The organism is Tardiphaga sp. 813_E8_N1_3, assembly GCF_051811025.1.
Classification (GTDB): domain Bacteria; phylum Pseudomonadota; class Alphaproteobacteria; order Rhizobiales; family Xanthobacteraceae; genus Tardiphaga.
Genome location: NZ_JBPWQE010000001.1, coordinates 904,699 through 926,565, shown reverse-complemented (window position 1 = coordinate 926,565; position 21,867 = coordinate 904,699). Strand labels below are relative to the sequence as shown.

Below are 21,867 nucleotides of genomic sequence, written 5' to 3'. Positions count from 1 at the left end.
TCAAACGCCGAGATGGCGTTCCAGCACGTCCGGCTGCGCGGCCAATGCCGCCGGCGTACCGTCGAACACCACGCAGCCCTTCGACAGGATCACCATTCGGTCGGCGACTTTCGCCAGACTCCGGAAATCCTTGTCAACAACGATGGTCGCGATGCCCTCGCCCCGAACGATCGCCAGCGTCTGCCAGATCGACTGCGCCACCAGTGGCGCCAGACCTTCCGTGGCCTCATCGATCATGATCATATCAGGATTGGTCATCAGCGCGCGGCCGATGGTGAGCATCTGCTGCTCACCTCCCGACAATTGATGCCCTCCATTGTTGCGGCGTTCGTGCAGACGCGGAAACAGCTCGAAGATTTTCGGCAGGGTCCAGGACTGACGCTCGTGATTTCCCCGTCGCGCAGCCATCACCAGATTTTCGGTGACCGACAGCGAGCCGAAAATGCCCCTCCCCTCCGGCACCAGCGCCATGCCGCATCGCGCGATCGTTTCAGGCGCTGCATTGCGGATATCATGGCCGTGGAAGCGCAAACTGCCGCGACAAAGCGGCATCAATCCCATCAGCGAACGCAGCAGCGTGGTCTTGCCCATACCGTTGCGGCCGATCAGCGCGACCTGCTCACCGGGCGCAAAGGTCAGATCGACGCCGTGCAGAATCTGGCTGGCGCCGTAAAAGGCATCGAGTTTTTCCACCTCCAGCAAGGCCATTACGCGATGCCTCCATCAGCCCCGAGATAAGCGGCGCGCACACCAGGATCTACGCGCACGTCCTGAGGCAAACCTGTGGCAATGACACGGCCGTCCTGCATCACCGTCAACCGGTCTGCGAGTTCGAACACCGCATCCATATCGTGCTCCACCACCAGTAGCGCACGATCTGCCTTCAGCGACGCGATCAATCCAATGATGCCTCGCGCTTCCGATGGCCCCATGCCGGCCAGCGGCTCGTCGAGCAGAATGACCTGCGGATTGGTCGCCAGCACCATCGCGATTTCGAGCTGGCGCTGTTCGCCGTGACTCAGTTTGTCGGCAATGATCTGCGACCGTGCTGATAACCCGACCCGGTCGATCGCATCGGTGACCAACTGAAGGTATGGCCGGTCGGACCGCGTGCCGCCAAACATCCGGAGCGGCGCGGTTGAACGGGCCTGCGCCGCAAGACGCACATTCTCATGCACGCTGAACTGCGCAAACAACGTCGTCTTCTGATAGGCGCGGCCGAGGCCAGCACGCGCGCGGCGGTCCGGCGACAACGACGTGATATCCGCACCGTTGAGCAGGACCTCACCCGACGTCGGCAGCAATTCGCCGGCCAGCAGATTGATCAGCGTGGATTTCCCGGCACCGTTCGGGCCGATCACCGCATGGATCTCGCCGGCGCGAATATCGATCGACACATCGGAGACGGCCAGGAGGCCTCCGAAGCGCTTCTGCAATCCAGCGGCACGTAGCGCAATGTCATGCATGACGGGCTTCCGCAGCTGCAGGCTTGATTTCGGCCGCGCGTTGCGGCGACGCCCCGAACACCATCGACCAGATCTGCCGGACGCCATTGGGCAGCAGGATGACGATGCCGATGATGATCAAGCCTTCGACAAGCTTCCAGTTGTCGAGATGCGCCTTCAGCACTTCTTCCATGCCGATCAGAACCAGCGCACCGACGAGCGGCCCGGTGACCGAGCGCAAGCCACCGATCAGCACCATGACCAGGATTGTCGCCGACTGGTGCCATCCCAGCATCTGCGGCGCGACGAAGCCGAACTGGGCCGCGGCCAGATAGCCGGCAACGCCCGCCAGCGCGCCAGACAGGGTAAATGCCGTCAGGCGGAGGCGAAAGATCGGAAAGCCGAGCGACCGCGCCCGGCGCTCATTGTCCCGGGCTGCTGCCAGCGCCCTCCCGAAAGGTGAGCGGACCACGATTGCGAGCAGAGCGATCACGCCCACCAGGAAACCCAGCACGACAAAGTAGAAAGTCATGGGCTTGTCGAGATCGAGCAATTGGCGGCCGGCAATGGCGATCTCGGGCCGGATGTTGATGGAGATGCCATCCGATCCCCCCGCGAATTTGGTATCGTGGAAGAAGAAGAACAGCATCTCGCCAAAGGCGAGCGTCACCATGATGAAATAGACGCCGCGGGTGCGCAGCACCAGTGCGCCAATCAGCAGGGCCGCCGTACCGGAACACAGGATCGCAATTGGAAGCGTCGTTAACAGCGACGCCGCATCATAACGGGGCGACAACAGCGCAAGCACGTATCCTGCGAGACCGAAAAACGCTGCATGACACAGGCTCACAAGACCCCCATGGCCGACCACGAGATTCAGTGACATGGCCAGCATGCCCATGATGAGCGCCTTGGCAAAGAATTGCGTGTAATAGGTCGATACATAGAATGGCAGCGCAATCGCCATAGCCAGACAGGCGATGCCGAACAATCGGACCCGCAGATTGGGCATGCTCATATCAAGCATCCTGGCGTCCGAGAATTCCACTGGGCCGCCACAGCAACACGGCTGCCATCACCACATAGATCAGAATGCTGGAAACGCTGGGAAAGAACACCTTTCCGAACGTATCTGTGAGCCCGATCAGCAGGGCGCCGACGGCGGCGCCAGCGACCGAACCGATGCCGCCGAGCACGACCACGACAAAGGACAGGATCAGCATGCCATCGCCCATGCCGGGAAACACTGTCGAGATCGGCGCGATCAGGATGCCGCCGAGCGCCGCCAGCGCGATGCCAGCGGCGAAGACGTAGCGATTGACCCGGTCGAACTTGATGCCGAGCACGCGCGCCATCTCACGATTTTCCGAGCCCGCCCGCACGATCATGCCGATTTTGGTGCGCGCGATCACGAAGAAGATGACGAGTGCCGCCATCAGGCAGAACACACAGATCGCCAGCCGGTAAACCGGATAGGACAGGTTGTCGGTCAGCTGGATCGATCCCGATAGCCACGCGGGCGGGGCGACCGCGTGCACGTCCTTGCCGAACAGCAACTGCCTGACTTCGTCGATCACCAGAATAAGGCCGAAGCTGAGCAGCACCTGTGCCAGATGATCCCGGCCATAGAGAAGACGAACGAAGGCGGTCTCAAGCAGAATACCGACGACAAAGGCAACCAGAACGCCGCCAAGCAGGGCAACGACAAAACTGCCGGTCATCAACGTGATCCAGTAAGCCAGATAGGCGCCGAGCATATAGAAGGCACCATGGGCGAGATTGATGACCCCCAGGATGCCGAACACCAGGGTCAGACCGCTTGCGACAAGGAAAAGGACCGCGCCGTACTGAACCGCATTCAGCAACTGAACGCCTAGTGTGATGAGGTCCATCAGATCAATCCAACCACGGCGGGCCACCTTCAGTCGCCGGCGCAATCAAGCATGAGGCCGTACCTCGCTGCGCAGCGCCACCTCCTTCAAGGAGGGTATTGCGCGCAACAGGCTTCGACGATTCGATCTCCATCGACTGACCGCGCAACGAATGCTTCAGGTCATCTTGCAGCCCCGCGCGGGATCGTCGACATCGGCCTGGGCGACCGAGATCATCTCGTTACGCCCGTTGCGAACCTCGCGCAGATAGATGTTCTGGATCGGGTTATGCGCCTTGTTGAAGGATAGCGGTCCGCGCGGGCTGTCGATTTTCGCAGCCCCCATCGCCGCGATCATCTTGTCGCGCGCATTGAAGTCGCCGCCGACAGCCGTCAGCCCGATATCCAGCAGCGCCGCGCCATCGTAGCCCTGTACGGCGTAGATATCGCCATCCTTGCCTGTCTTGGCCTTGAAGGCTTTGAGGAAGGCGAGATTGGCGGGATTATCGAGATTGTCCGCGTAATGCAGCGTCGTCCTGATACCCTTGGCGGCTTCACCCTGCGCTTCGATGGTGCCGTCGGTCAGAAAACCTGCGCCATAAAGTGGGATGGTCTTGTTCAGGCCCGCCGCCGCATAGTCCTTGACGAACTTCACCGCACCACCGCCTGCAAAGAAGCTGAACACGGCATCCGGCTTCAACTGCGCGATCTGCGTGATCAGCGCCTGAAATTCTACTTCCGGAAATGGCACCGTCAGGTCCGCGACGATCTTGCCGCCGTTCTTGGTGAAGTTCTCAGCGAAGGCGCCGATCATCTCGGCACCGGCCGTGTAACGCCATGTAATCGTGACAACGTTCTTGATACCGGCATCGGCCATCACCTTGCCCATCGGGTAGGTACTCTGCCAGTTCGAGAACGACGTGCGGAAGATGTTCGGCGCGCAAGCCGGACCAGTCGCATCATTGGCGCCGGCATTCGGAATGATCAGCAGCGTCTTGGTGTCGCGCGCGACCTTGACCATGGCCATGGCCACGCCGGAATGCACAGTCCCGACAACGACGTCAGCCTTCTCGCGGCCGACCAGCCGGTTCATGTTGTCGGTGGCTGCTTCCGGCTTCGATTCATCGTCCACCTGCACGAATGCAATCTCGCGCCCGCCGAGCTTGCCGCCCTTCTGTTCGACATAGAGGCGGAAGCCGTCATCGATAAACTGGCCAAGCTTCGCATAGGTCCCGGTGTAGGGAAGCATCATCCCCACCTTCAACGGCGCATTCTGCGCAATGGCCGGGCTATGAAGCGGTGACGTCGCAATAAATGTTGCTGCACCGGCGGTTCCGGACAGCATGGCGCGCCGCGTCAACGGACGCAGAAACCCCTTGGTGGTCATCGACTCGTCTCCCCTCGGAATAATTGATGACCGGTTGATCCGGCCTACCAATGCAGATTGACGCTAGGTGGGATGCCCTCCACCCGCGCTCGCATCTCTGCAGCATAATGCACGAAATTGGAAAAGATCAAGAATTATAATTCATAGTCGGCGACAGCGGGTAGCTACGCTCATTCAAATCAGTCGCTGTTGACCATCATGGAGGCTGCCGGTGTTGCCGGCGCATAGTTGCGCAAGGCGGCAAGAATGGACCGGGCGCCACGCCGCGCGCCTTCGGTCTGCACCCAGATCAGCGACAGGATAAGTTCAAGCCCGGGATCGACCGACAGCGCCACGAGGCGTGCATCGAACGACACAAGCGCGCTTTCAGGAAGGACCGACACGAAGCCAAAATCCAGCATCAGGTTGGCGATGATCGGGATCGAGTCGATTTCCGTGATTGTGAGCGCATCGATCTCTGCCTGAGGCAGCAATTGCGCGAGCAGCCTGTGGGCGGCCTGCCCGAGGCCAGTGCGTCGGCTCGGTAGCGCAAGCGGCTGCTGGCGAAGCACCCGCATGACATCGGGTTCATCGCCCAGCACCTCGCGTGCGCCGACAACCACAAGCTTCGATCGCACCAGCGCGCGGGACGAGACATCAGCCGGGATCGTATCGCTGTCGATCAGCGCCACATCGCAGCGCTTGTCCTTCAGGCCGGTGAGCAGATCCTCCGCCGTACCATTGGTGACAAACAGCGGCTGCGTCGGCCGATCCCGGTGCCAGGCGGCGACCAGAAAGGCCAGCAGTCGCGCGACATTGCTTTCGTGACCGAGCGGCATCACCGCCCCGAGCCTGATCGTGGCATTGGTCGAACGGAAACGTTCGCGCGCACGCCGCGACAATCGCTGCATGGTTTTCTCAAGTTCGCCGAGCGATGCGATCAGCAACTGGCACGCAGTCGTTGGCGTGACGCCGACCCGCGATCGATCGAACAGCACGCGGCCAAGCTCATCTTCCACCCGCGCAATCTGTCGCGCGAGCTGCGGCTGACCGAGGCGAATGATACGTGCAGCGCGCCGTACACTGCCGGTCTCGGCGACCAGCGCGACGCGTTGAAGGGCCGTGAGGCTGATGTCCCGTGAGGCGCAAAAGGCAAGCGCAGCATCCGCGGCCAGACGCGGCGCGATCATCGCGCGCGCGATATCCGACGCCGCTTCGATGTCGTTCAGCATGCGCCGCGCTTCGAGCGTAAGAAAGCTTGCCGCACCCGCCCGGTTCAGTAGTGGCGCTGCAATGGAGCGTTCGAACCGTTTCACCGCCGCCGAGATCGTGCTCGGCGCCCGATTCAGCTGGCGCGCGGCCTCACGCACATTGCCGCAACGAAGCACCACGGCTGTCATCACCAAGGTCGCAATGTCCATTCCATAGTCATCCGGGTTTGTAGTCGAATTTTTCTGCGCTGCAGCGAGAGCGTATAGGATGTCCATCAAATGGGATATCCCCCCATTGCGCAATTGCGTTAGCCTTCATGACAGGGACCGCGGAGCCAGATGCCGGCTTGGCCTGGCCGCGCCAATGGAGGTGTTCGATGAAAGCAATGATCGTTGCCGCTGGGCTTCTGGCCCTTGCCAGCCCCGCATTCGCTCAGACTCAGGAACCGCTGAAGTCTGCGATCGACTCAACCTTCGCGCCGCATGCCATGCCCAAACTGTCGGGCGGCCTCGAAGGCTTCAATATCGACGTCGTCGATGAAATGTCGAAGCGCATCAAACGCCCGATCACGGTGGAAGGCGCGCAATTCGCCGGTCTCCTTCCGGCGCTGCAGGCCGGCACCTACGACTTCCTCGCCGCTGTGGTCACCGTCACGCCCGAGCGCGCGCAGCAGTTGCTGTTCATGGAAGGCTTCGTCGACGCCGACTATCGCTTCATGACGCTGGCTTCGGCACCTCCCATCACCAAGCTCGAAGATCTCTCCGGCAAGACCATCGCCGTGCAGAAAGGCGCGATCTACGAGAAATGGGTCAATGACAATGCCGCCAAATATGGCTGGAAGTCGGAATCCTTCGCCACCAGCACTGACGCGGCGCAGGCCGTGCTCGCCGGCCGTGCCGACGCCAACATCTCGGCCGCCACCGTCGTCGCCTGGATCGTGAAGAACAATCCGCGGCTGAAGAACGCCTATCTCTACAAGACGGGCCTCGTCTGGAGCATGCCGCTGCGCAACGGCAATACCGAACTGCGCAACAAGCTCGAAGACGCGCTGGTCTGCATGAAGCAGGACGGCACGCTGAAGAAGCTCTATGTAAAATGGTTCGGTGTCGAGCCGGAGGCCGGTTCCGCGACCACCACCATCTATCCCGGCTATGGCGCACCGGGCGTTGCGGGCTATGACGCGACCGAGCAGAAGCCGACCTGTTCATGAGTTCGGCAGCAGCAGCGCCTGTGCCCCGCTATCTGCTCGAAGCACGCGGCGTCCGGAAGAGCTTCGGCACCACCGAAGTCCTGAAGGGCGTCGATCTTCTGGTCGAGCCGGGCAAGCTGGTCTTTCTGATCGGCCCATCCGGCTCGGGCAAGAGTACCTTGCTGCGCTGCTGCAATCGTCTGGAGGAGCCGGATGGCGGCTCCATCATCATGGACAATGTCGATCTCTTGTCGCCGCGCACCGATATCAACGCGGCGCGGCGACAGATCGGCATGGTATTCCAGAGCTTCAATCTCTATCCGCATCTCACCGTGCAGAAGAACATCACGCTGGCCCTGCGCAAGGTTGCCGGCATGAGCACCGCCGACGCCAATGCCCGTGCCGGGGAGATGCTGGCGCTGGTCGGCCTGCCCGACAAGGCGGCCGCCTATCCCGCGCAACTCTCGGGCGGCCAGCAGCAACGCATCGGCATCGCGCGTTCGCTAGCACTCAATCCCAAGATCATCCTGATGGACGAACCGACTTCGGCGCTCGACCCGGAACTGGTCGGCAGCGTGCTCGCCGTCGTGAAGGACTTGCGCGACCGCGGTATCACCATGGTCATCGCAAGCCACGAGATGAATTTCGCCCGTGAAGCCGCCGACGAGGTCGTGTTCCTCGATGGCGGTCTCGTCATCGAACAGGGCAGCGCCGAAGACATTTTCCTGCGGCCGCAGGAAGAGCGTACCAAACGTTTTCTCGCGCAGATCAGGCACTAGGCCATGACCGCCGCCGACGCGATGAGCAACTGGGACCGCTTCGTCTTCACCTTCTTCAACGCGGATATCGCGATGAAGTATGGCTGGGAGATCCTGCAGGGCGCCGGCGTTACCATCCTTGCCGGCCTCGCAGTGGTCATCACAGGTATCGGTGCAGGCTTCGGCCTCGCGGCGCTCCGGGCGATCGGCTGGAAGCCCGTCAATTTCCTCATCATCGTGTTCGTCGATATCTTCCGCTCCCTGCCGCCATTGGCGATCATCCTGGTCCTGTTCTTCGGATTTCCCAATATCGGCATCGTGCTGCCCAGCTTGGTCGTGCTGTGGATGTCGCTTGGTGCCGTGCTCGCCGCATTCGCGGAGGAGATTTTCTGGGCCGGCATCACCTCGGTACCCAAGGGCCAATGGCTGGCCGCACGTTCCACGGGCCTCACTTTCGCGCAAACCCTGCGTTACGTGATCCTGCCGCAGGCCGTTCGCCTTGGCATCCCACCACTGACCAACCGCGCGATCTCCATCACCAAGAACCTCGCGCTCGGCAGCGCTATCGGCGTCAACGAGATTCTCGGCCGCGCCAATTCAGCGCTGTCGATGTCCGCCAACGCGACACCGCTCACCATGGGCGCCCTGCTCTATGTGCTGGTGTTCATCCCGCTGGTGATCGCCTCCCGTACGCTCGAACGCAACTATCGGTGGGGTGAGCACTGATGGAGCAGTTTACCCAGGAGTTCTTCAATCTCGACGTCATGGCGAAAGTCGCGCCGTTCCTGCTGCAGGGACTGCTGCAGACGCTTCTGCTGTGCTCGTTCCTGATCCCGATCGGGCTCGTCAGCGGCATCCTCGTGATGTTGCTCACCACCAGTTCCTATCGCGTGCTGCGCTGGCCGGCGATCGCCGCCGTCGATTTCTTCCGCGCCTTTCCGCCGCTGGTGCTGCTGGTCTTCGTCTATGCGGGCCTGCCCTTTATCGGGCTGCGCGTGCCCGCGCTGGTAGCAGTCGCCGTCGCCTTCCTGATCAATTCGGCAAGTTACTACGGCGAGATCTATCGCGCCGGCATGGTCAGCGTGCCCAAGGGCCAGCGCGAGGCCGCACGATCCACCGGACTCTCCGCCACACAGACATTGCTTTACGTGACGCTGCCGCAGGCTATCCGCAACGTGCTGCCCGATCTGCTCTCGAACACGGTCGAGCTGGTCAAGCTCACAACGCTGGCCAGCGTCATTTCGGTGCCGGAGCTGCTGCATTCCGCCAATCTGGCGCGCTCGCTCACCTACAATTCATCGCCGCTGATCCTCGCGGCCATCATCTATCTGCTCCTGTTGTTGCCGGTCGTGCGCCTGATCGCGCGGCTCGAGCACAGGCTCTAGAACATACGGTCCCGCAGGGCCATCACGACAAGCCGGCTCGCCGGCGGCGAATGTGGAGTTACACATGAATTTCGATCTGGTTCTCACCGGCAAGGTGATCGGTCACGACAGCATCATCGAGAACGGCTGGGTCGCGGTCCGCGACGGGCGCGTGGGAGCGGTCGGCGAAGGCACACCGCCTGCCGCGCGCGAGCGACAGGATTTCAAGTCCGGCATGATCCTGCCGGGCGCCATCGACGCGCAGGTCCACTCGCTGTCGCAGCGTAATCAGGAAGATTTCATCTGGTCGACGCGCTCCGCTGCAGCCGGCGGCGTGACCACCATCGTCGATATGCCCTATGACGAAGGCGATCTGGTTTGTTCAGCGGCTGCGGTCGAGCGCAAGATCGCCCATGCGAGCAAGCAAGCGCGCGTCGACTTCGCACTCTATGGCACCATCGATCCCGAGGAAGGTCCGGCGCGCATTGTCGAACAGGCCAAGGCCGGCGTCGCCGCTTTCAAGTTCTCCACCTTCGGCACTGACCCGAAGCGCTTTCCGCGCATCCCCGCGCCGCTGCTCGCCGATTGTTTCGCCGCCATTGCGCCGACCGGCCTCGCGGCCGGCGTCCACAACGAGGACGACGAATTCATCCGCGATGCCGTCGCCAAGGTGAAGGCAAAGGGCGTCACCGACTGGCGTGCCCATGCCATGTCCCGCCCACCGCTCGCCGAAATCCTGGCGATGCTGCAGATTTATGAGACCGGTGCCGAGACCGGTTGTCCCGCCCATGTGGTGCATTGCTCTGTCGCACGCGGTTACGACATTGCGGCGTGGTATCGTTCTGAGGGTCATCACGCCACGGTGGAATGCTGCATCCACTATCTCGTGCTCGACGAGGAGAATGATGTCTCTCGATTGGGCGGCAAGGCCAAGATCAATCCGCCGGTGCGCCCGCGTGCCGATGTCGAGGCGCTGTGGGCGGAGCTTGCAGCCGGGCGTGTCTCGCTGGTCTCGACCGATCACGTCAGTTGGTCGGAGGATCGCAAGATCAATCCGGACATGCTCGCCAATGCATCGGGCGTCCCCGGCCTCGAAGCCATGGTGCCGCTGCTGGTAAAGGGCCTCGTCGAACGCAAGCTGCCGCTGACCCATGCCGCGAAGCTGATGTCATTCAATCCGGCGCGGCATTTCCGCATCGACGATCGCAAGGGCGCGCTGGCGCCCGGCCTCGACGCCGACATCACCGTGCTGGTGGACAAGCCCATCGTCTATGACGGCGCCGCAAGCGGCAACAATGTCGTCGGCTGGTCGCCCTATAACGGCATCACGCTGCCGTGGACCGTGGCTGCGACCTACGTACGCGGCCAGCTTGCCTTCGACGGCAGCAAGGTTCTCGCCGAGCCCGGCAGCGGACAATTCGTGCGGCCACCGCTGCTGCTCCCGGAGCGACTGTCGGTGGCGTGACGCCCGCCGTTCCGATCACCGACCACATATTGAACACAAGAACATCTGCCGAGGAGACATTCCAATGGGACGTATTCTGACCGAACGCGATATTGAAGCCGCCGTGCGCGGCGGCGGTGTCTACGCTGCCGGTGGCGGCGGCTGGGCAGATCACGGTCGTATGCTCGGCCGCGCCGCCATTCTCGTCGGCAAGCCCGAACTCGTATCGATCGACGAACTCGATGACGATGACTGGGTGGCTACTGCAGCCGCCATCGGCGCGCCGGCATCGACCACCGCCTGGGAAATGCAGGGCAAGGATTATGTGCGCGCCGTGCAATTGCTGCAGGACGCGCTGGGTGAACCGCTGAAAGGCCTCATCATCGGCCAGAACGGCAAGTCCTCCACCATGAATGCGTGGCTGCCGTCGGCCCTGCTCGGCACCAAGGTAGTCGATGCCGTCGGCGACATGCGCGCGCATCCGACCGGCGACATGGGCTCGATCGGCCTCGCCGGTTCGCCCGAGCCGATGATCCAGACCGCAGCCGGCGGCAACCGCGCCGAGAACCGCTATATCGAACTCACCGTGCGCGGCGCCACCGCCAAGGTGTCGCCGATCCTGCGCACCGCCGGCGACATGTCCGGCGGCTTCATCGCGTCCTGCCGCAATCCGGTCCGCGCGTCCTATGTGCGCGACAACGCTGCGCTGGGCGGCATCTCTTTGGCGCTGCGCCTCGGCGAAGCGATCCTCGCTGCTGAATCCAAGGGGCCTTCTGCTGTGATCGATGCGATCTGCAAGGATACTGGCGGCTCCATCCTCGGCAGCGGCAAGATCACCGCGAAGAATGTCGTCTACACACCGGAAGCCTTCGATATCGGCACGCTCACCATCGGTAGCGGCGACAAGGCCATCACACTGCATGTGATGAATGAATATATGGCCATCGTAGACGCAAATGGTAAGCGCCTCGCGACCTTCCCGGACATCATCGCCACACTGTCCGACGAGGCCGAGCCGATGAGCGTGGGCCATCTCGAAGTCGGCATGAACGTGCATCTGTTCCACGTGCCGAAGACGATCATTCCGCTCGCTTCCAGCGTCAAGGACCCGGCGGTCTATCCATCCGTCGAGCGCGCCATGGGCATCGAGATCGCACGTTACGCACTGGCTTGAGGCATCACGACCGGAGTCCGCCATGACATCCGCAAACCCACGCCATCCCGACTTTCCCATTCCCGGCGGCCCGCAACTGCGCGCCAGGGGATGGCGGCAGGAAGGGCTGTTACGGCTTCTGGAGAACGTGCTGGCGGTCGGCGAGGATCCGTCGAACCTGGTTGTCTATGCCGCGCTGGGCCGCGCGGCCCGCAACTGGCCGGCGCACAAGGCCATCGTGCAGGCGCTGATGACGATGGAAGAAGACCAGACGCTGGTCATTCAATCGGGCAAGCCGGTCGGACTGCTACGTACGCACGCCAAGGCGCCGTTGGTGATCATGGCGAATTGCAACATCGTGGGCCAATGGGCGAAGGCCGAGATCTTCTACGAGCTCGAGCGCAAAGGCCTGATCTGCTGGGGCGGCCTCACCGCCGGGGCGTGGCAATATATCGGTTCGCAGGGCGTCATTCAGGGCACCTACGAGATTTTCATGCGCATTGCCGAGCGCCGCTTCGGTGGCACGCTCGCCGGGCGCTTCATCCTCACCGCCGGGCTCGGCGGCATGGGCGGCTCACAGCCGCTCGCCGGGCGCATGGCCGGTGCGGCGATCCTCACCGTCGACATCGATCCGGAGCGCGCACGCAAGCGTAAGGAAATCGGCTATCTCGAAGTCATTGCGGCGGATCTTGATTCAGCGCTGGAGATGATCGCCGCCGCAAAGGCCGAGCGTCGCGCATTGTCGGTCGGCCTTGTCGGAAATGCCGCCGATATCTATCCCGAGATCGCTTATCGCGGCATCATCCCGGACATCGTCACCGACCAGACGGCCGCGCACGATCTCGTCTATGGTTATGTGCCACGCAGCCGCTCGCTGGAAGAAGCGCGGGCAATGCGCAAGACTGCCCCCGAGCAGTTGATGGAAGAAAGCCGCGCCTCGATCGTCGCCCATGTGCGCGCCATGCTGACCTTCCAGTCGCGCGGTGCCGAGGTTTTTGACAACGGCAACCTCATTCGTACCCATGCCAGGGACGGCGGCGTCGCAAATGCCTTCGATATTCCCATTTTCACGGAAGCCTATCTGCGCCCGCTATTTGCGCGCGCTATCGGTCCGTTCCGCTGGATGGCGCTGTCGGGCGATCCCGGGGATATCGCTGCCATGGACGATCTCGTCCTGCGCCTGTTCGGCGACAACCAGATCGTCTCGAACTGGATCAAGCTCGCTCGCCAGTACGTGCCTTTCGAGGGCCTACCGGCCCGCATCGCGTGGCTCGGCCATGGCGAGCGCAGCGAACTGGCGCTGGGCGTGAACGAACTCGTCGCCAATGGCACGCTTAAGGGACCGGTCGCCTTCTCGCGCGATCATCTCGACGCCGCCGGCATGGCGCATCCAAACATCATGACCGAGAACATGCGCGACGGTTCAGATGCCATCGCTGACTGGCCGCTGCTCGACGCGATGGCGCTGTGTTCATCCCAGGCCGATCTCGTCGCCGTTCATTCCGGCGGCGGCGGCTATGCCGGCTACATGACCAGCGCCGGGGTCACCCTGATCGCCGACGGCACGGCCGCCGCGGCAGAACGACTCGCCATGAGCCTCGACAATGACACGGGCCTTGGTGTCATCCGCTATGCGGATGCCGGATATAGTGAGGCCATCGACGAGGTTTCGCTCAAGCGCGTCCCGCATATCCAGCTCTAGACCAGTCGTTCCGACCACTCTTCGGCGAGTCAGGCGAGAGCCCGCGCCTGCGGAAGCCTCGCAAACGTCGTTTCGCGCCAGCTCACGGTCCAAGCCGCCCATTATACAGACGCGAAAATCGAAAAATTCAGGGAGCGCAGGGATCGCGCACCGGCAAAAGCCGCCCAATGGCACAAAAGTCCGTTGCATCCGGAAGCGGGGAACACCGCTGTCAGGTGGTTGAAATTGCGGAGCTCTCTCTATAGACCGACGGAGCCAAAGCGATCCGCGGGTCCGCCCGCCTGTTGTCGCCTCGGCCGTTGGGGCGTAGCCAAGCGGTAAGGCAGGGGATTTTGATTCCCCCATTCGGAGGTTCGATCCCTCCCGCCCCAGCCAAATACAACAATAAAATCAAATACTTAAAATTTAGAAACATTACGTTTCAGAAGATTGTCCCCTGACTTTCCGGAATAATGGACGCCACGTGCATTTTCGTTTTGCACAACTGAGCGCCTTAACGTGATGCGCCGACGTTGGGCCCAAGGTTAACAGAGGACGTCCAATACGCGACTCCGGCTGCGAGCATTTCACAGTTTACGCTCGACCAATCGACGCCCCCAATGTTCGACAACGTCGTAGCTGATTGTTGCGCCCCCAAAGACGGCGAAGAGTTCTCGAATTGAATGAATGTGATGAGAAGGTGCTAGCTAGGCGACCGCATAGGAAGCTCATGTCCGCTTTGCGCCAGAAGCAGACATTGGCTCGGGCCATGCATGGTCGGGGGCCTATATTAATAACCGAGTGCGCATCCATCCTTTCGATGGTCCGACGCGCCAATAAGCACGCCACCGGGCCAATCGATCGCAATGGCTTGCGCGCCGCCGATCGGCCAGCGCGGCGGCTGGACCGCAAGCCCGCGCGCGGCAAATGCCTCGGTCACGACAGGACGGAGGCTCTCCTCCACTTCGACCGCATTGCTCCCCGGAAGCGGAAACAGCCGGGGCTCGTCCATGGCGGCCTGTAGATCGAGGCTGTGATCGAACAGCCGCGTCAGGAAATAGGCATGGCCCATGGCCTGATAGTGCCCGCCCATGACGCCGAATACCATCGACGGCCGGTCACCTTCGTAAACCATGCCGGGAATGATGGTGTGTAGCGGCCGCTTGCGCGGCGCGATGCAGTTGGGATGTCCGGGCGCGATAACGAAGCTCTGCGCGCGATTGTGGAATAGAACGCCGCTCGCCGGCTCCATCAGGCCCGATCCATAGGGATGGAACAGGGAGTTGATAAAGCTGACTGCATTGCGATCCTTGTCGACGGTGCTGATATAGACGGTGTCGCTGTGCTCGGCACCGGACAGCACCGGCATCTCGGCGACCGCCTTGTTGAGGTCAATCTTGTCGGCGAGCGACGCCGCGAGTTCGTCCGACAGCATGTAGTCCACGAGTATCGTCGCCATCGCGGGATCGCCGAGCAACTGGTCACGCGCCGCATAGGCGAGACGCGTCGCCTCGACTTCAATATACAGATTGTCGATGTCGCACGGAGAGTCCGCCCGTTTAAATCGGGAGAGGATTTTCATGATCATCAGCGCGATGATGCCCTGCCCGTTCGGGCCGCATTCATAGACCGTGCGGCCGCGATAATCGACGGAGATGGGATCGGTGTATTCGCCCTTGGCGGACGCAAAGTCGGCGCGGGTATGAAGGCCGCCTTTGTCGGCAAGGAAGCCGGCGAGCGCCGCGCCGATCTCGCCTTCGTAGAAGGCGCGCGCGCCCTCGCGGCCGATCAGTTCAAGCGTGTCGGCGAACTTCTCCTGCTTCTGGATGGCACCCGCTTCGGGAGCCTTGCCTGAAACCAGGAAAGTTTGTCGGCAGCCTGTATCTGCATCGAGCAGAGCCACCTGATTGGCGAGGTCGAATGCGACGCGCGGCGTCAGCACATAGCCGCGACGCGCCATCTCAGCCGCAGGAGCAAGGATCTCGCTGAGCGGCAGCCTTCCGTGATCCCTGGCGAGCGTTGCCCAGGCGTCCACCGCACCGGAGATCGTCACCGCATGGGGCGACTGCCGATCGATGCTGCGGAGGCCTTGGCCGAGATACCAGGCGGCCTCAGCCGCAGCGGGCGCACGGCCCGAGCCGTTGTAGGCAAGCGGCTTCGAACTTCCCGCGCGCGCGAACAGCGCGAAGCAGTCGCCTCCGATGCCGGTGGACCCGGCCTCGACAACCGATTGCACCGCGCAGGCGGCGATCGCCGCGTCCATCGCATTGCCGCCGGCCTTCATGATCTCGACAGCCGTCAGCGTCGATGCCGGGTGCGACGTCGCCGCCATGCCACCGCGGCCATAGGCCAGGGAACGGCCCGGCGTTTCAAAATTGCGCATTGTCAGATCCGTAATTGTTGGGAGTATCGTGAGCTACGCGAATGCCTGCTCGGAAGCCGGCATTCGGTGACAGACATCAGCCTGCTGCAGCGGGACGGCCTGCCTGAAGCCAGGCATAGGTTTCGTCGAGCGCCAGCCGGGTGCGCGCATACATATCTGCGATCTCCGCCTTGGTGATGATCATCGGCGGGCAAAAATTCACCGTGTCGCCCAGCGCGCGCGTGATCAGGCCGTGCTTCAGGGCACGTTCGCCGACATGGGCGGCGACGCCCCATGCGGGATCGAAGACTTCCTTCGTTGCCTTGTTGCTGACCACTTCGAGCGCACCGATGAGGCCGACGCCGCGGGCATTGCCGACCAGCGGGTGATCATCGAAGGCATGCAAGCCGGACTGAAATTCGCCCATGATGGAGCGCACATAGTTCACGATGTCGCGCTCTTCATAGATTTTGAGCGTCTCGAGCGCGACCGCTGTGGCCACCGGGTGACCGCCATAGGTGAAGCCGTGGCCGAAGGTGCCGATCTTGCCGCTGCCCTCGCGGACCGCCTGATAGACCTTCTCGTTGATCATCACTGCGGCGATCGGCTGATAGGCCGCGGAAAGCTGCTTCGCCATGGTGATGATGTCGGGCTGCATGCCAAACGTCTCGCTCCCGAACATATTGCCGGTCCGGGCGAATCCACAGATGACCTCGTCGGCAACCAGGAGGATGTCGTATTTGCGCAGGATCGCCTGGATCTTCTCGTAATAGGTCGGCGGCGGTACGATGCATCCGCCGGAGGCCATCAGCGGCTCGGCGAAGAATGCGCCGACAGTATCCGGCCCTTCCTTCAGAACGAGTTGCTCCAGCGCATCCGCGCAGCGGGTCGCAAAGGCTTCCTCGTCTTCGCCCGGATTGGCATAGCGGTAATGTAACGGGCAATCGGTGTGCAGCACGCGATCGATCGGTAGATCGAAATCGCGGTGATTGTTCACGAGGCCGGTGAGGCTTGCCGAAGCGATAGTGACGCCGTGATAAGCGCGCATGCGAGAGATGATCTTCTTCTTGTTCGGCTTGCCGATCGCGTTGTGATAGTACCAGACCATCTTCATCGCGGTATCGTTGGCCTCCGATCCTGAATTGGCGAAGAACACCTTGCTCATCGGCACCGGCGCGAGATCGACAAGGCGCTCGGCGAGCTCAACGGCGGTGTCGTGCGACTTGCCGCCGAAGCTATGATAGAAGGGCAATTTCTGCATCTGGCGATGCGCGGCATCGACGAGACGCTGCTCGCTGAATCCCAGCGAGGCGCAGAACAACCCACCCAGCCCTTCGATGTATCGATTGCCTTCGTTGTCGATGACATAGATGCCGTCACCGCCCTCGATCATCATCGGCCCCACCTTTTCGTGGACGACAGCGTTCGTATAGGGATGCAGGACGCGCGCGACGTCGCGTGCCTCGATCGAATTCGGACGAATGGTCATTGCTCGGCTCTCCTCGATTGATCGACCTGCTCGACGGCATCCTCGATGCCAATGGCCTGTCGAAACTCCATATTTCTCAGAAACTGTGCCACTCAGTGCCGCGCGGAGAAGCCCGCGAGGAACCGCTTCGGTGCTTTCGCGATCACGTCGAGCGAATAGCCGCCTTCCTGCACGATGACGGTAGGCAACCGCATTGCGCCGAAGATTTCACCGATCCGCTGATAGGCATCGTCGGACACCCGAAGGAGCGACAACGGATCATCCCGATGGGCATCCCAACCGGCAGACAGGACGAGTGCCTGACAGCCCGCCTTCATTGCGGCCTCGCCCAGAGACGTGCAGGCCGCAATGAATTCGGTATCGCCGGCGCCGGGATGGAGCGGAAGGTTCATGTTGTACCCCTCCCCGCGGCCCAAACCGCGTTCGTCCGCATAACCGATGAAGAACGGATAATAGTTGACAGGATCGGTATGGACCGACCCCACGAACACGTCGTCCCGCCCATAGAAGATCGACTGCGTGCCATCCCCGTGATGGGTGTCGAAGTCGATGACGGCGACACGGCTAAAAGTGGAAGCCAGCATGTCGGCTACCACCGCAGCGTTGTTGATAAAGCAGAAACCCGCGGCCTGATCGCGATAGGCATGATGCCCGGGTGGACGACAGGCAGCAAACGCGCTTCGTTCGCCGCCAATAACGAGCTGAGACGCGTGAATAGCACTGCGCACGGAAGCTTCGATTGCCTCCCACGTCCCTTGGCCAATCGCACAGTTGAGGTCGCTGACATACCATCCAGCCTTTCCGGTGATGTTCTGCGGCACCCGCCCCGGCGGTTGTCCCGCTTGCGATGCGCTCCGATAGTGATGCGTATTCGGCAGCACCTCGATGCTTGCATCCGGAAGCTTCTGCCATTCCGCATAGGCCTGGCTGAGGAAATCGACATAGAGCGGATCGTGAACACGGCGGACGGGGTCGAGAGCATGCAGCCCTGGTTCGACGGCCTCGTGTCCTTCTTCCGCCAGACTCTGTGCGAGAATCCGCAGCCGTTCTGGCTGCTCGAAAGGCTTGATCATCCTGCCGCGCAGCATGATCTGCTGCGGGTCGTGCCGCGTCTGAACAGGAGATGAGATGATCTTCATAGGGCCTCCACGGTGCGATGATTGGCGCTTTCGCCGGACAGTCCAGGCACGGAAGCGATCAGTGTCTTGGTGTAAGGATGCTGCGGGTTCGACAGTAGTTCCCTTGCGGGTGCCTCCTCGACGATCTGCCCCAGTTTCATGACGGCGATGCGATCACAAATTTGCGCAGCGACCCGCATGTCGTGGGTGATGAACAGCATGGACAGGCCAAGTTTATCTCGCAGCCCTTCGAGCAGATCGAGAATCTGCGCCTGCACGGAGACGTCGAGCGCCGAGACCGGCTCGTCGGCGATCAGCAGTTCGGCATCCATCGCCAAAGCACGCGCGATGCCGATGCGCTGTCGCTGGCCGCCGCTGAACTCATGCGGCCAGCGATCGAGCGCGGACGGATCGAGGCTGACAAGTCGCAGCTTTTCTTTGGCGATCGCGCGCGCCTCGGCGGCGTTCGCGCCATGCGCCATCGGACCTGCGGCGATGATGTCGCCGACCGAACGGCGGGGGTCGAGCGACTCGAACGGATCCTGAAACAGAAACTGGATGCGCTTGCGAAACGGCTTCCACTGCTTGCGCGACAGGTTGCGCAGATCGGTACCCTCGAACCTGATCTCGCCGCTGTCCGGCGCGATCAAATTGACGATGGTGCGGGCGAAGGTCGATTTGCCCGAGCCGCTCTCGCCGACCAGGCCGATGGTTTCGCCCTTGCGCAGATCGAGATTGATGTCGTCGAGCGCGGCTACCTCCGTTCTGCCGCGCCAGAACGTCTTGCGCAGATGCGAGGCTTTGAGGATGGTCCGGTCGGACCGCGGGCGCGGTGCGTCGGTGCTCGGCCTGGGGACGGCGGCGAGCAGCTTTTTGGTATAGTCGTGCGACGGCCTTTCGAGCACATCGCTGACCGTCCCCTGCTCGACCAGTTCGCCGTCTTTCATCACGATGACGCGGTCGGCAATCTCGCGGACCACGCCGAAGTCATGCGTGATGAACAGAACGCCGGAATTGCGCCGTTGCTGGATCTCACGGATCAGCTTGAGGATCTGTGCCTGCGTCGTGACGTCGAGCGCCGTCGTCGGCTCGTCGGCGATCAGCAGCGCGGGCTCCAGTGCGATAGCCATGGCAATCACCACCCGCTGACGCTGGCCGCCCGACAGCATGTGCGGATAGACGTGGATCAATGCTTCGGGGTCCGGCAGATTGACCGCGCGTAACAGATCAATGATCTGCTGCGGCTTGCCGGGGAGACCATGGACATGGAACACTTCGGCGATCTGGTCGCCGACCCGCATCAACGGGTTGAGCGCCGCCATCGGCTCCTGGAACACCATGCCCATCCGCGAGCCACGCAGACCGCGCAACTGCGCCGGGCTCTGGGTCAGCAGATCGATGCCCTGCAGATCAATCCCGCCGCCGAGAACCGGCAATTCCCGGGGCAACAGTCCCATGATCGCATTGGCAATCATGGACTTTCCAGAGCCGCTTTCGCCGACCACGCACAGGATTTCTCCCTCGTTGAGCGAGAAGCTCACCTTGGAGACCGCAAGCGGCCGGTCTGCATAGACGGGAAGACCGATCGACAGATCGTCGATGCCGAGAAGCTTCTTCGTCATGGCATATCCCGCTTCGACAGACGCGGATTGAGCCATGTCTGAAGTCCTTCGCCGAGCAGATTGAGCCCGAGCACCGTGATGAAGATGGCAACGCCGGGCAGCACGCTGATCCACCAACCAATCCGGATCACGCTGCGACCGGAGCCAACGAGGAAGCCCCACGACATCCAGTTGGCGTCGCCGAGCCCCAGGAAGGACAATGCCGATTCCGTGAGAACGGCATTGGCGACCATGAGGCTGCCGAGCACAATGACCGGCGGCAGCGCGTTGGGAAGCAGCGTCTGCCAGACGACGCGCATATGCGAGACGCCGAGCACTTCCGCCGCCTGCACGAACTCCCGTTTGCGCAGCGACAGAAACTCGGCGCGCACGACACGGGCGACCGGCGGCCAGGACACCAGCGCGATTGCCGCGATGATCGAGAAGATGCTGGGGCGGAAGATCGCGACCAGAAGGATCGCCAGCAGAAAGCTGGGAATGGTCTGGAAGAATTCCGCAAAGCGCATCACCGCATCATCGACGCGCCCGCCGACATAGCCGGCCAGCGCGCCGAGGCTGACGCCGATGCCGAGCGACGCCATGGTCGAGATGCCGCCGATCATCAGCGACACCCAGGCGCCATGGGCGATCCCGGCGGCGATGTCACGGCCGAGCGCGTCGGAGCCAAGCAGGAAATCGGGACTGCCCGGTGGTTCGAACGGCGAGCCGCGCATCTCCCATGGTGAGAACGGGAAAAAGATGGGCGCCGTTGCCGCCATCGCGATCACGGCCAGAATGATCGCGCTTCCGATCGCCATCCGGGGGAAGCGCCTGACGAATGATTTCATAGCGCCTGAACTCGCGGATCGAAGACGAGATACAACAGATCGGTGAGCAGATTGAAGACCAGCACCACCACCGACGTGCAAAGGAAGATGCCGAGCAGAAGGTCATAGTCGCGCGCGATCAGCGCTTCGAACGCGAGACTGCCGATTCCCGGCCACGCAAACACCGTCTCGACCAGGACCGAGCCGCCGATCAGATGCCCGGCCTGAATACCCGCCAGTGTGATGACCGGCAGCAGCGCATTGCGCAGCACATGAATCCAGGTGACGCGGTGCTCGGTGGCTCCCTTGGCGCGTGCGGTCTTGACGAAGGGATAGCTCGACACTTCCAACATCGTTGCGCGCGTCAGGCGGACATAGACCGCCGAATAGAACACCGCGAGGGTCACCACGGGCAACACGGCGTGCTGCGCGATGTCGAGCACCCGCGCCAGGCCGTGCAGCGGGACATCGACGGTCTCCATCCCGAAGGTCGGCAGCCAGTTCAGCCAGACACCGAACACCAGCACCAGCACGATGCCGACCAGAAAAAGTGGCGTGGCATAGAAGAACAGCGATATGCCCATGATGACCGTGTCGGCGATGCCGCCCGGCTTGCGGGCCGCGCGAACACCAAGTGCGATGCCGCTCGACAGCGCGATCAGGAACGCCGTGCCGGTCAACAGCAGCGTCGCCGGCAGCCGCTCGAATATGATGGTCAGTACCGGCCGCTGCAGGCGATGAGAGACGCCGAGGTCGAGCGTCAGTACGCGCTCGATGTAAATCCAGAGCTGCACTGGCAGCGGCTTGTCGAGGCCGAACTGCTCACGCAGTTGCCGCATGAATTCGGCATCCGCCTGCCCCGACTGCCCAGCGATGGCGCTCGCCGGGTCGCCAGGCGCGGCATGGATCAACAGGAAGTTGACGACGACGATGGCCAGGACCATCGCCGCCATCTTGAGCACTCGCCATCCGATCAGGCGGGGCATCG

19 protein-coding genes and 1 tRNA gene are annotated in these 21,867 nt (G+C 62.3%); 8 read left to right on the top strand and 12 right to left on the bottom strand.

All coding sequences use genetic code 11. From position 1 onward, the window contains the following. The 6 genes from AB8A33_RS04360 to AB8A33_RS04335 all read right to left on the bottom strand — a co-directional run bounded on the left by AB8A33_RS04360 (position 1) and on the right by AB8A33_RS04335 (position 6,102). Positions 1–708: an ABC transporter ATP-binding protein gene (locus AB8A33_RS04360; RefSeq protein ID WP_439091584.1), complete on the bottom strand. Its 708-nt coding sequence runs from the start codon at positions 706–708 to the stop codon at positions 1–3. Further along, positions 708–1,466: an ABC transporter ATP-binding protein gene (locus tag AB8A33_RS04355; RefSeq protein ID WP_439091583.1), complete on the bottom strand. Its 759-nt coding sequence runs from the start codon at positions 1,464–1,466 to the stop codon at positions 708–710. The genes AB8A33_RS04360 and AB8A33_RS04355 overlap by 1 nt, the downstream gene beginning before the upstream one ends. Beyond that, on the bottom strand, positions 1,459–2,463 hold the full coding sequence (locus tag AB8A33_RS04350; protein WP_439091582.1) for a branched-chain amino acid ABC transporter permease: 1,005 nt from the start codon (positions 2,461–2,463) through the stop codon (positions 1,459–1,461). The genes AB8A33_RS04355 and AB8A33_RS04350 overlap by 8 nt, the downstream gene beginning before the upstream one ends. A 1-nt stretch (position 2,464) precedes the next feature. Then, positions 2,465–3,337 carry a branched-chain amino acid ABC transporter permease gene (locus AB8A33_RS04345; protein ID WP_439091581.1) on the bottom strand — a complete coding sequence of 291 codons (873 nt, stop codon included), beginning with the start codon at positions 3,335–3,337 and terminating at the stop codon, positions 2,465–2,467. A 156-nt stretch (positions 3,338–3,493) separates the two neighbouring features. Further along, complete coding sequence (locus AB8A33_RS04340) at positions 3,494–4,702, bottom strand: ABC transporter substrate-binding protein (protein WP_439091580.1); 1,209 nt, start codon at positions 4,700–4,702, stop codon at positions 3,494–3,496. Positions 4,703–4,881: 179 nt separating this feature from the next. Beyond that, positions 4,882–6,102 (bottom strand): LysR family transcriptional regulator, encoded by a 1,221-nt coding sequence (locus AB8A33_RS04335; protein ID WP_439091579.1) that lies wholly within the window; start codon positions 6,100–6,102, stop codon positions 4,882–4,884. Positions 6,103–6,269: 167 nt separating this feature from the next. Between AB8A33_RS04335 and AB8A33_RS04330 the strand changes: the two genes are divergently transcribed. From AB8A33_RS04330 to AB8A33_RS04295, 8 genes are all read left to right on the top strand, one after another. Further along, the gene (locus tag AB8A33_RS04330; RefSeq protein ID WP_439091578.1) at positions 6,270–7,103 is read left to right on the top strand and encodes a transporter substrate-binding domain-containing protein; all 834 of its coding nucleotides are present in this window, start codon (positions 6,270–6,272) and stop codon (positions 7,101–7,103) included. Next, positions 7,100–7,861 (top strand): amino acid ABC transporter ATP-binding protein, encoded by a 762-nt coding sequence (locus AB8A33_RS04325; RefSeq protein WP_439091577.1) that lies wholly within the window; start codon positions 7,100–7,102, stop codon positions 7,859–7,861. The genes AB8A33_RS04330 and AB8A33_RS04325 overlap by 4 nt, the downstream gene beginning before the upstream one ends. A gap of 3 nt (positions 7,862–7,864) precedes the next feature. Beyond that, positions 7,865–8,566 (top strand): amino acid ABC transporter permease, encoded by a 702-nt coding sequence (locus tag AB8A33_RS04320; protein ID WP_439091576.1) that lies wholly within the window; start codon positions 7,865–7,867, stop codon positions 8,564–8,566. Further along, on the top strand, positions 8,566–9,225 hold the full coding sequence (locus tag AB8A33_RS04315) for an amino acid ABC transporter permease (RefSeq protein WP_439091575.1): 660 nt from the start codon (positions 8,566–8,568) through the stop codon (positions 9,223–9,225). Before AB8A33_RS04320 ends, AB8A33_RS04315 begins: the two co-directional genes overlap by 1 nt. A gap of 64 nt (positions 9,226–9,289) precedes the next feature. Beyond that, positions 9,290–10,669, top strand: a complete 1,380-nt coding sequence (locus AB8A33_RS04310; RefSeq protein WP_439091574.1) for a dihydroorotase — start codon at positions 9,290–9,292, stop codon at positions 10,667–10,669. A 64-nt stretch (positions 10,670–10,733) separates the two neighbouring features. Then, entirely contained in the window at positions 10,734–11,822 is a 1,089-nt protein-coding gene (locus tag AB8A33_RS04305; RefSeq protein ID WP_439091573.1) for a DUF917 domain-containing protein, read from the top strand. Positions 11,823–11,844: 22 nt separating this feature from the next. Beyond that, positions 11,845–13,503: a urocanate hydratase gene (locus tag AB8A33_RS04300; protein WP_439091572.1), complete on the top strand. Its 1,659-nt coding sequence runs from the start codon at positions 11,845–11,847 to the stop codon at positions 13,501–13,503. A 300-nt stretch (positions 13,504–13,803) separates the two neighbouring features. After that, positions 13,804–13,878, top strand: a tRNA-Gln gene (locus tag AB8A33_RS04295). Positions 13,879–14,272: 394 nt separating this feature from the next. Here AB8A33_RS04295 and AB8A33_RS04290 read toward each other — a convergent pair. The 6 genes from AB8A33_RS04290 to AB8A33_RS04265 form a co-directional block, all read right to left on the bottom strand. Further along, positions 14,273–15,865 carry a gamma-glutamyltransferase family protein gene (locus tag AB8A33_RS04290; RefSeq protein WP_439091571.1) on the bottom strand — a complete coding sequence of 531 codons (1,593 nt, stop codon included), beginning with the start codon at positions 15,863–15,865 and terminating at the stop codon, positions 14,273–14,275. Between the two features lie 76 nt (positions 15,866–15,941). Beyond that, complete coding sequence (locus tag AB8A33_RS04285; protein ID WP_439091570.1) at positions 15,942–17,333, bottom strand: aspartate aminotransferase family protein; 1,392 nt, start codon at positions 17,331–17,333, stop codon at positions 15,942–15,944. A gap of 92 nt (positions 17,334–17,425) precedes the next feature. After that, entirely contained in the window at positions 17,426–18,472 is a 1,047-nt protein-coding gene (locus tag AB8A33_RS04280) for a histone deacetylase family protein (protein WP_439091569.1), read from the bottom strand. Then, complete coding sequence (locus AB8A33_RS04275) at positions 18,469–20,073, bottom strand: ABC transporter ATP-binding protein (RefSeq protein WP_439091568.1); 1,605 nt, start codon at positions 20,071–20,073, stop codon at positions 18,469–18,471. Before AB8A33_RS04275 ends, AB8A33_RS04280 begins: the two co-directional genes overlap by 4 nt. Beyond that, a complete protein-coding gene (locus AB8A33_RS04270; RefSeq protein WP_439091567.1) occupies positions 20,070–20,900 on the bottom strand; it encodes an ABC transporter permease in 831 nt (276 codons plus the stop codon). Before AB8A33_RS04270 ends, AB8A33_RS04275 begins: the two co-directional genes overlap by 4 nt. Continuing rightward, the gene (locus AB8A33_RS04265) at positions 20,897–21,865 is read right to left on the bottom strand and encodes an ABC transporter permease (protein ID WP_439095854.1); all 969 of its coding nucleotides are present in this window, start codon (positions 21,863–21,865) and stop codon (positions 20,897–20,899) included. The genes AB8A33_RS04270 and AB8A33_RS04265 overlap by 4 nt, the downstream gene beginning before the upstream one ends. Between the last annotated feature and the right edge of the window lie 2 nt (positions 21,866–21,867).

What these genes read in the sequence shown, in the direction of transcription:
- AB8A33_RS04320 (WP_439091576.1), top strand. Translation starts at nt 7,865, where the DNA reads ATGACCGCCGCCGACGCGATGAGCAACTGGGACCGCTTCGTCTTCACC.
- AB8A33_RS04290 (WP_439091571.1), bottom strand. Translation starts at nt 15,865, where the DNA reads ATGCGCAATTTTGAAACGCCGGGCCGTTCCCTGGCCTATGGCCGCGGT.
- AB8A33_RS04335 (WP_439091579.1), bottom strand. Translation starts at nt 6,102, where the DNA reads ATGGACATTGCGACCTTGGTGATGACAGCCGTGGTGCTTCGTTGCGGC.
- AB8A33_RS04315 (WP_439091575.1), top strand. Translation starts at nt 8,566, where the DNA reads ATGGAGCAGTTTACCCAGGAGTTCTTCAATCTCGACGTCATGGCGAAA.
- AB8A33_RS04325 (WP_439091577.1), top strand. Translation starts at nt 7,100, where the DNA reads ATGAGTTCGGCAGCAGCAGCGCCTGTGCCCCGCTATCTGCTCGAAGCA.
- AB8A33_RS04350 (WP_439091582.1), bottom strand. Translation starts at nt 2,463, where the DNA reads ATGAGCATGCCCAATCTGCGGGTCCGATTGTTCGGCATCGCCTGTCTG.
- AB8A33_RS04310 (WP_439091574.1), top strand. Translation starts at nt 9,290, where the DNA reads ATGAATTTCGATCTGGTTCTCACCGGCAAGGTGATCGGTCACGACAGC.
- AB8A33_RS04330 (WP_439091578.1), top strand. Translation starts at nt 6,270, where the DNA reads ATGAAAGCAATGATCGTTGCCGCTGGGCTTCTGGCCCTTGCCAGCCCC.
- AB8A33_RS04265 (WP_439095854.1), bottom strand. Translation starts at nt 21,865, where the DNA reads ATGCCCCGCCTGATCGGATGGCGAGTGCTCAAGATGGCGGCGATGGTC.
- AB8A33_RS04355 (WP_439091583.1), bottom strand. Translation starts at nt 1,466, where the DNA reads ATGCATGACATTGCGCTACGTGCCGCTGGATTGCAGAAGCGCTTCGGA.
- AB8A33_RS04340 (WP_439091580.1), bottom strand. Translation starts at nt 4,702, where the DNA reads ATGACCACCAAGGGGTTTCTGCGTCCGTTGACGCGGCGCGCCATGCTG.
- AB8A33_RS04285 (WP_439091570.1), bottom strand. Translation starts at nt 17,333, where the DNA reads ATGACCATTCGTCCGAATTCGATCGAGGCACGCGACGTCGCGCGCGTC.
- AB8A33_RS04270 (WP_439091567.1), bottom strand. Translation starts at nt 20,900, where the DNA reads ATGAAATCATTCGTCAGGCGCTTCCCCCGGATGGCGATCGGAAGCGCG.
- AB8A33_RS04305 (WP_439091573.1), top strand. Translation starts at nt 10,734, where the DNA reads ATGGGACGTATTCTGACCGAACGCGATATTGAAGCCGCCGTGCGCGGC.
- AB8A33_RS04275 (WP_439091568.1), bottom strand. Translation starts at nt 20,073, where the DNA reads ATGACGAAGAAGCTTCTCGGCATCGACGATCTGTCGATCGGTCTTCCC.
- AB8A33_RS04300 (WP_439091572.1), top strand. Translation starts at nt 11,845, where the DNA reads ATGACATCCGCAAACCCACGCCATCCCGACTTTCCCATTCCCGGCGGC.
- AB8A33_RS04280 (WP_439091569.1), bottom strand. Translation starts at nt 18,472, where the DNA reads ATGAAGATCATCTCATCTCCTGTTCAGACGCGGCACGACCCGCAGCAG.
- AB8A33_RS04360 (WP_439091584.1), bottom strand. Translation starts at nt 708, where the DNA reads ATGGCCTTGCTGGAGGTGGAAAAACTCGATGCCTTTTACGGCGCCAGC.
- AB8A33_RS04345 (WP_439091581.1), bottom strand. Translation starts at nt 3,337, where the DNA reads ATGGACCTCATCACACTAGGCGTTCAGTTGCTGAATGCGGTTCAGTAC.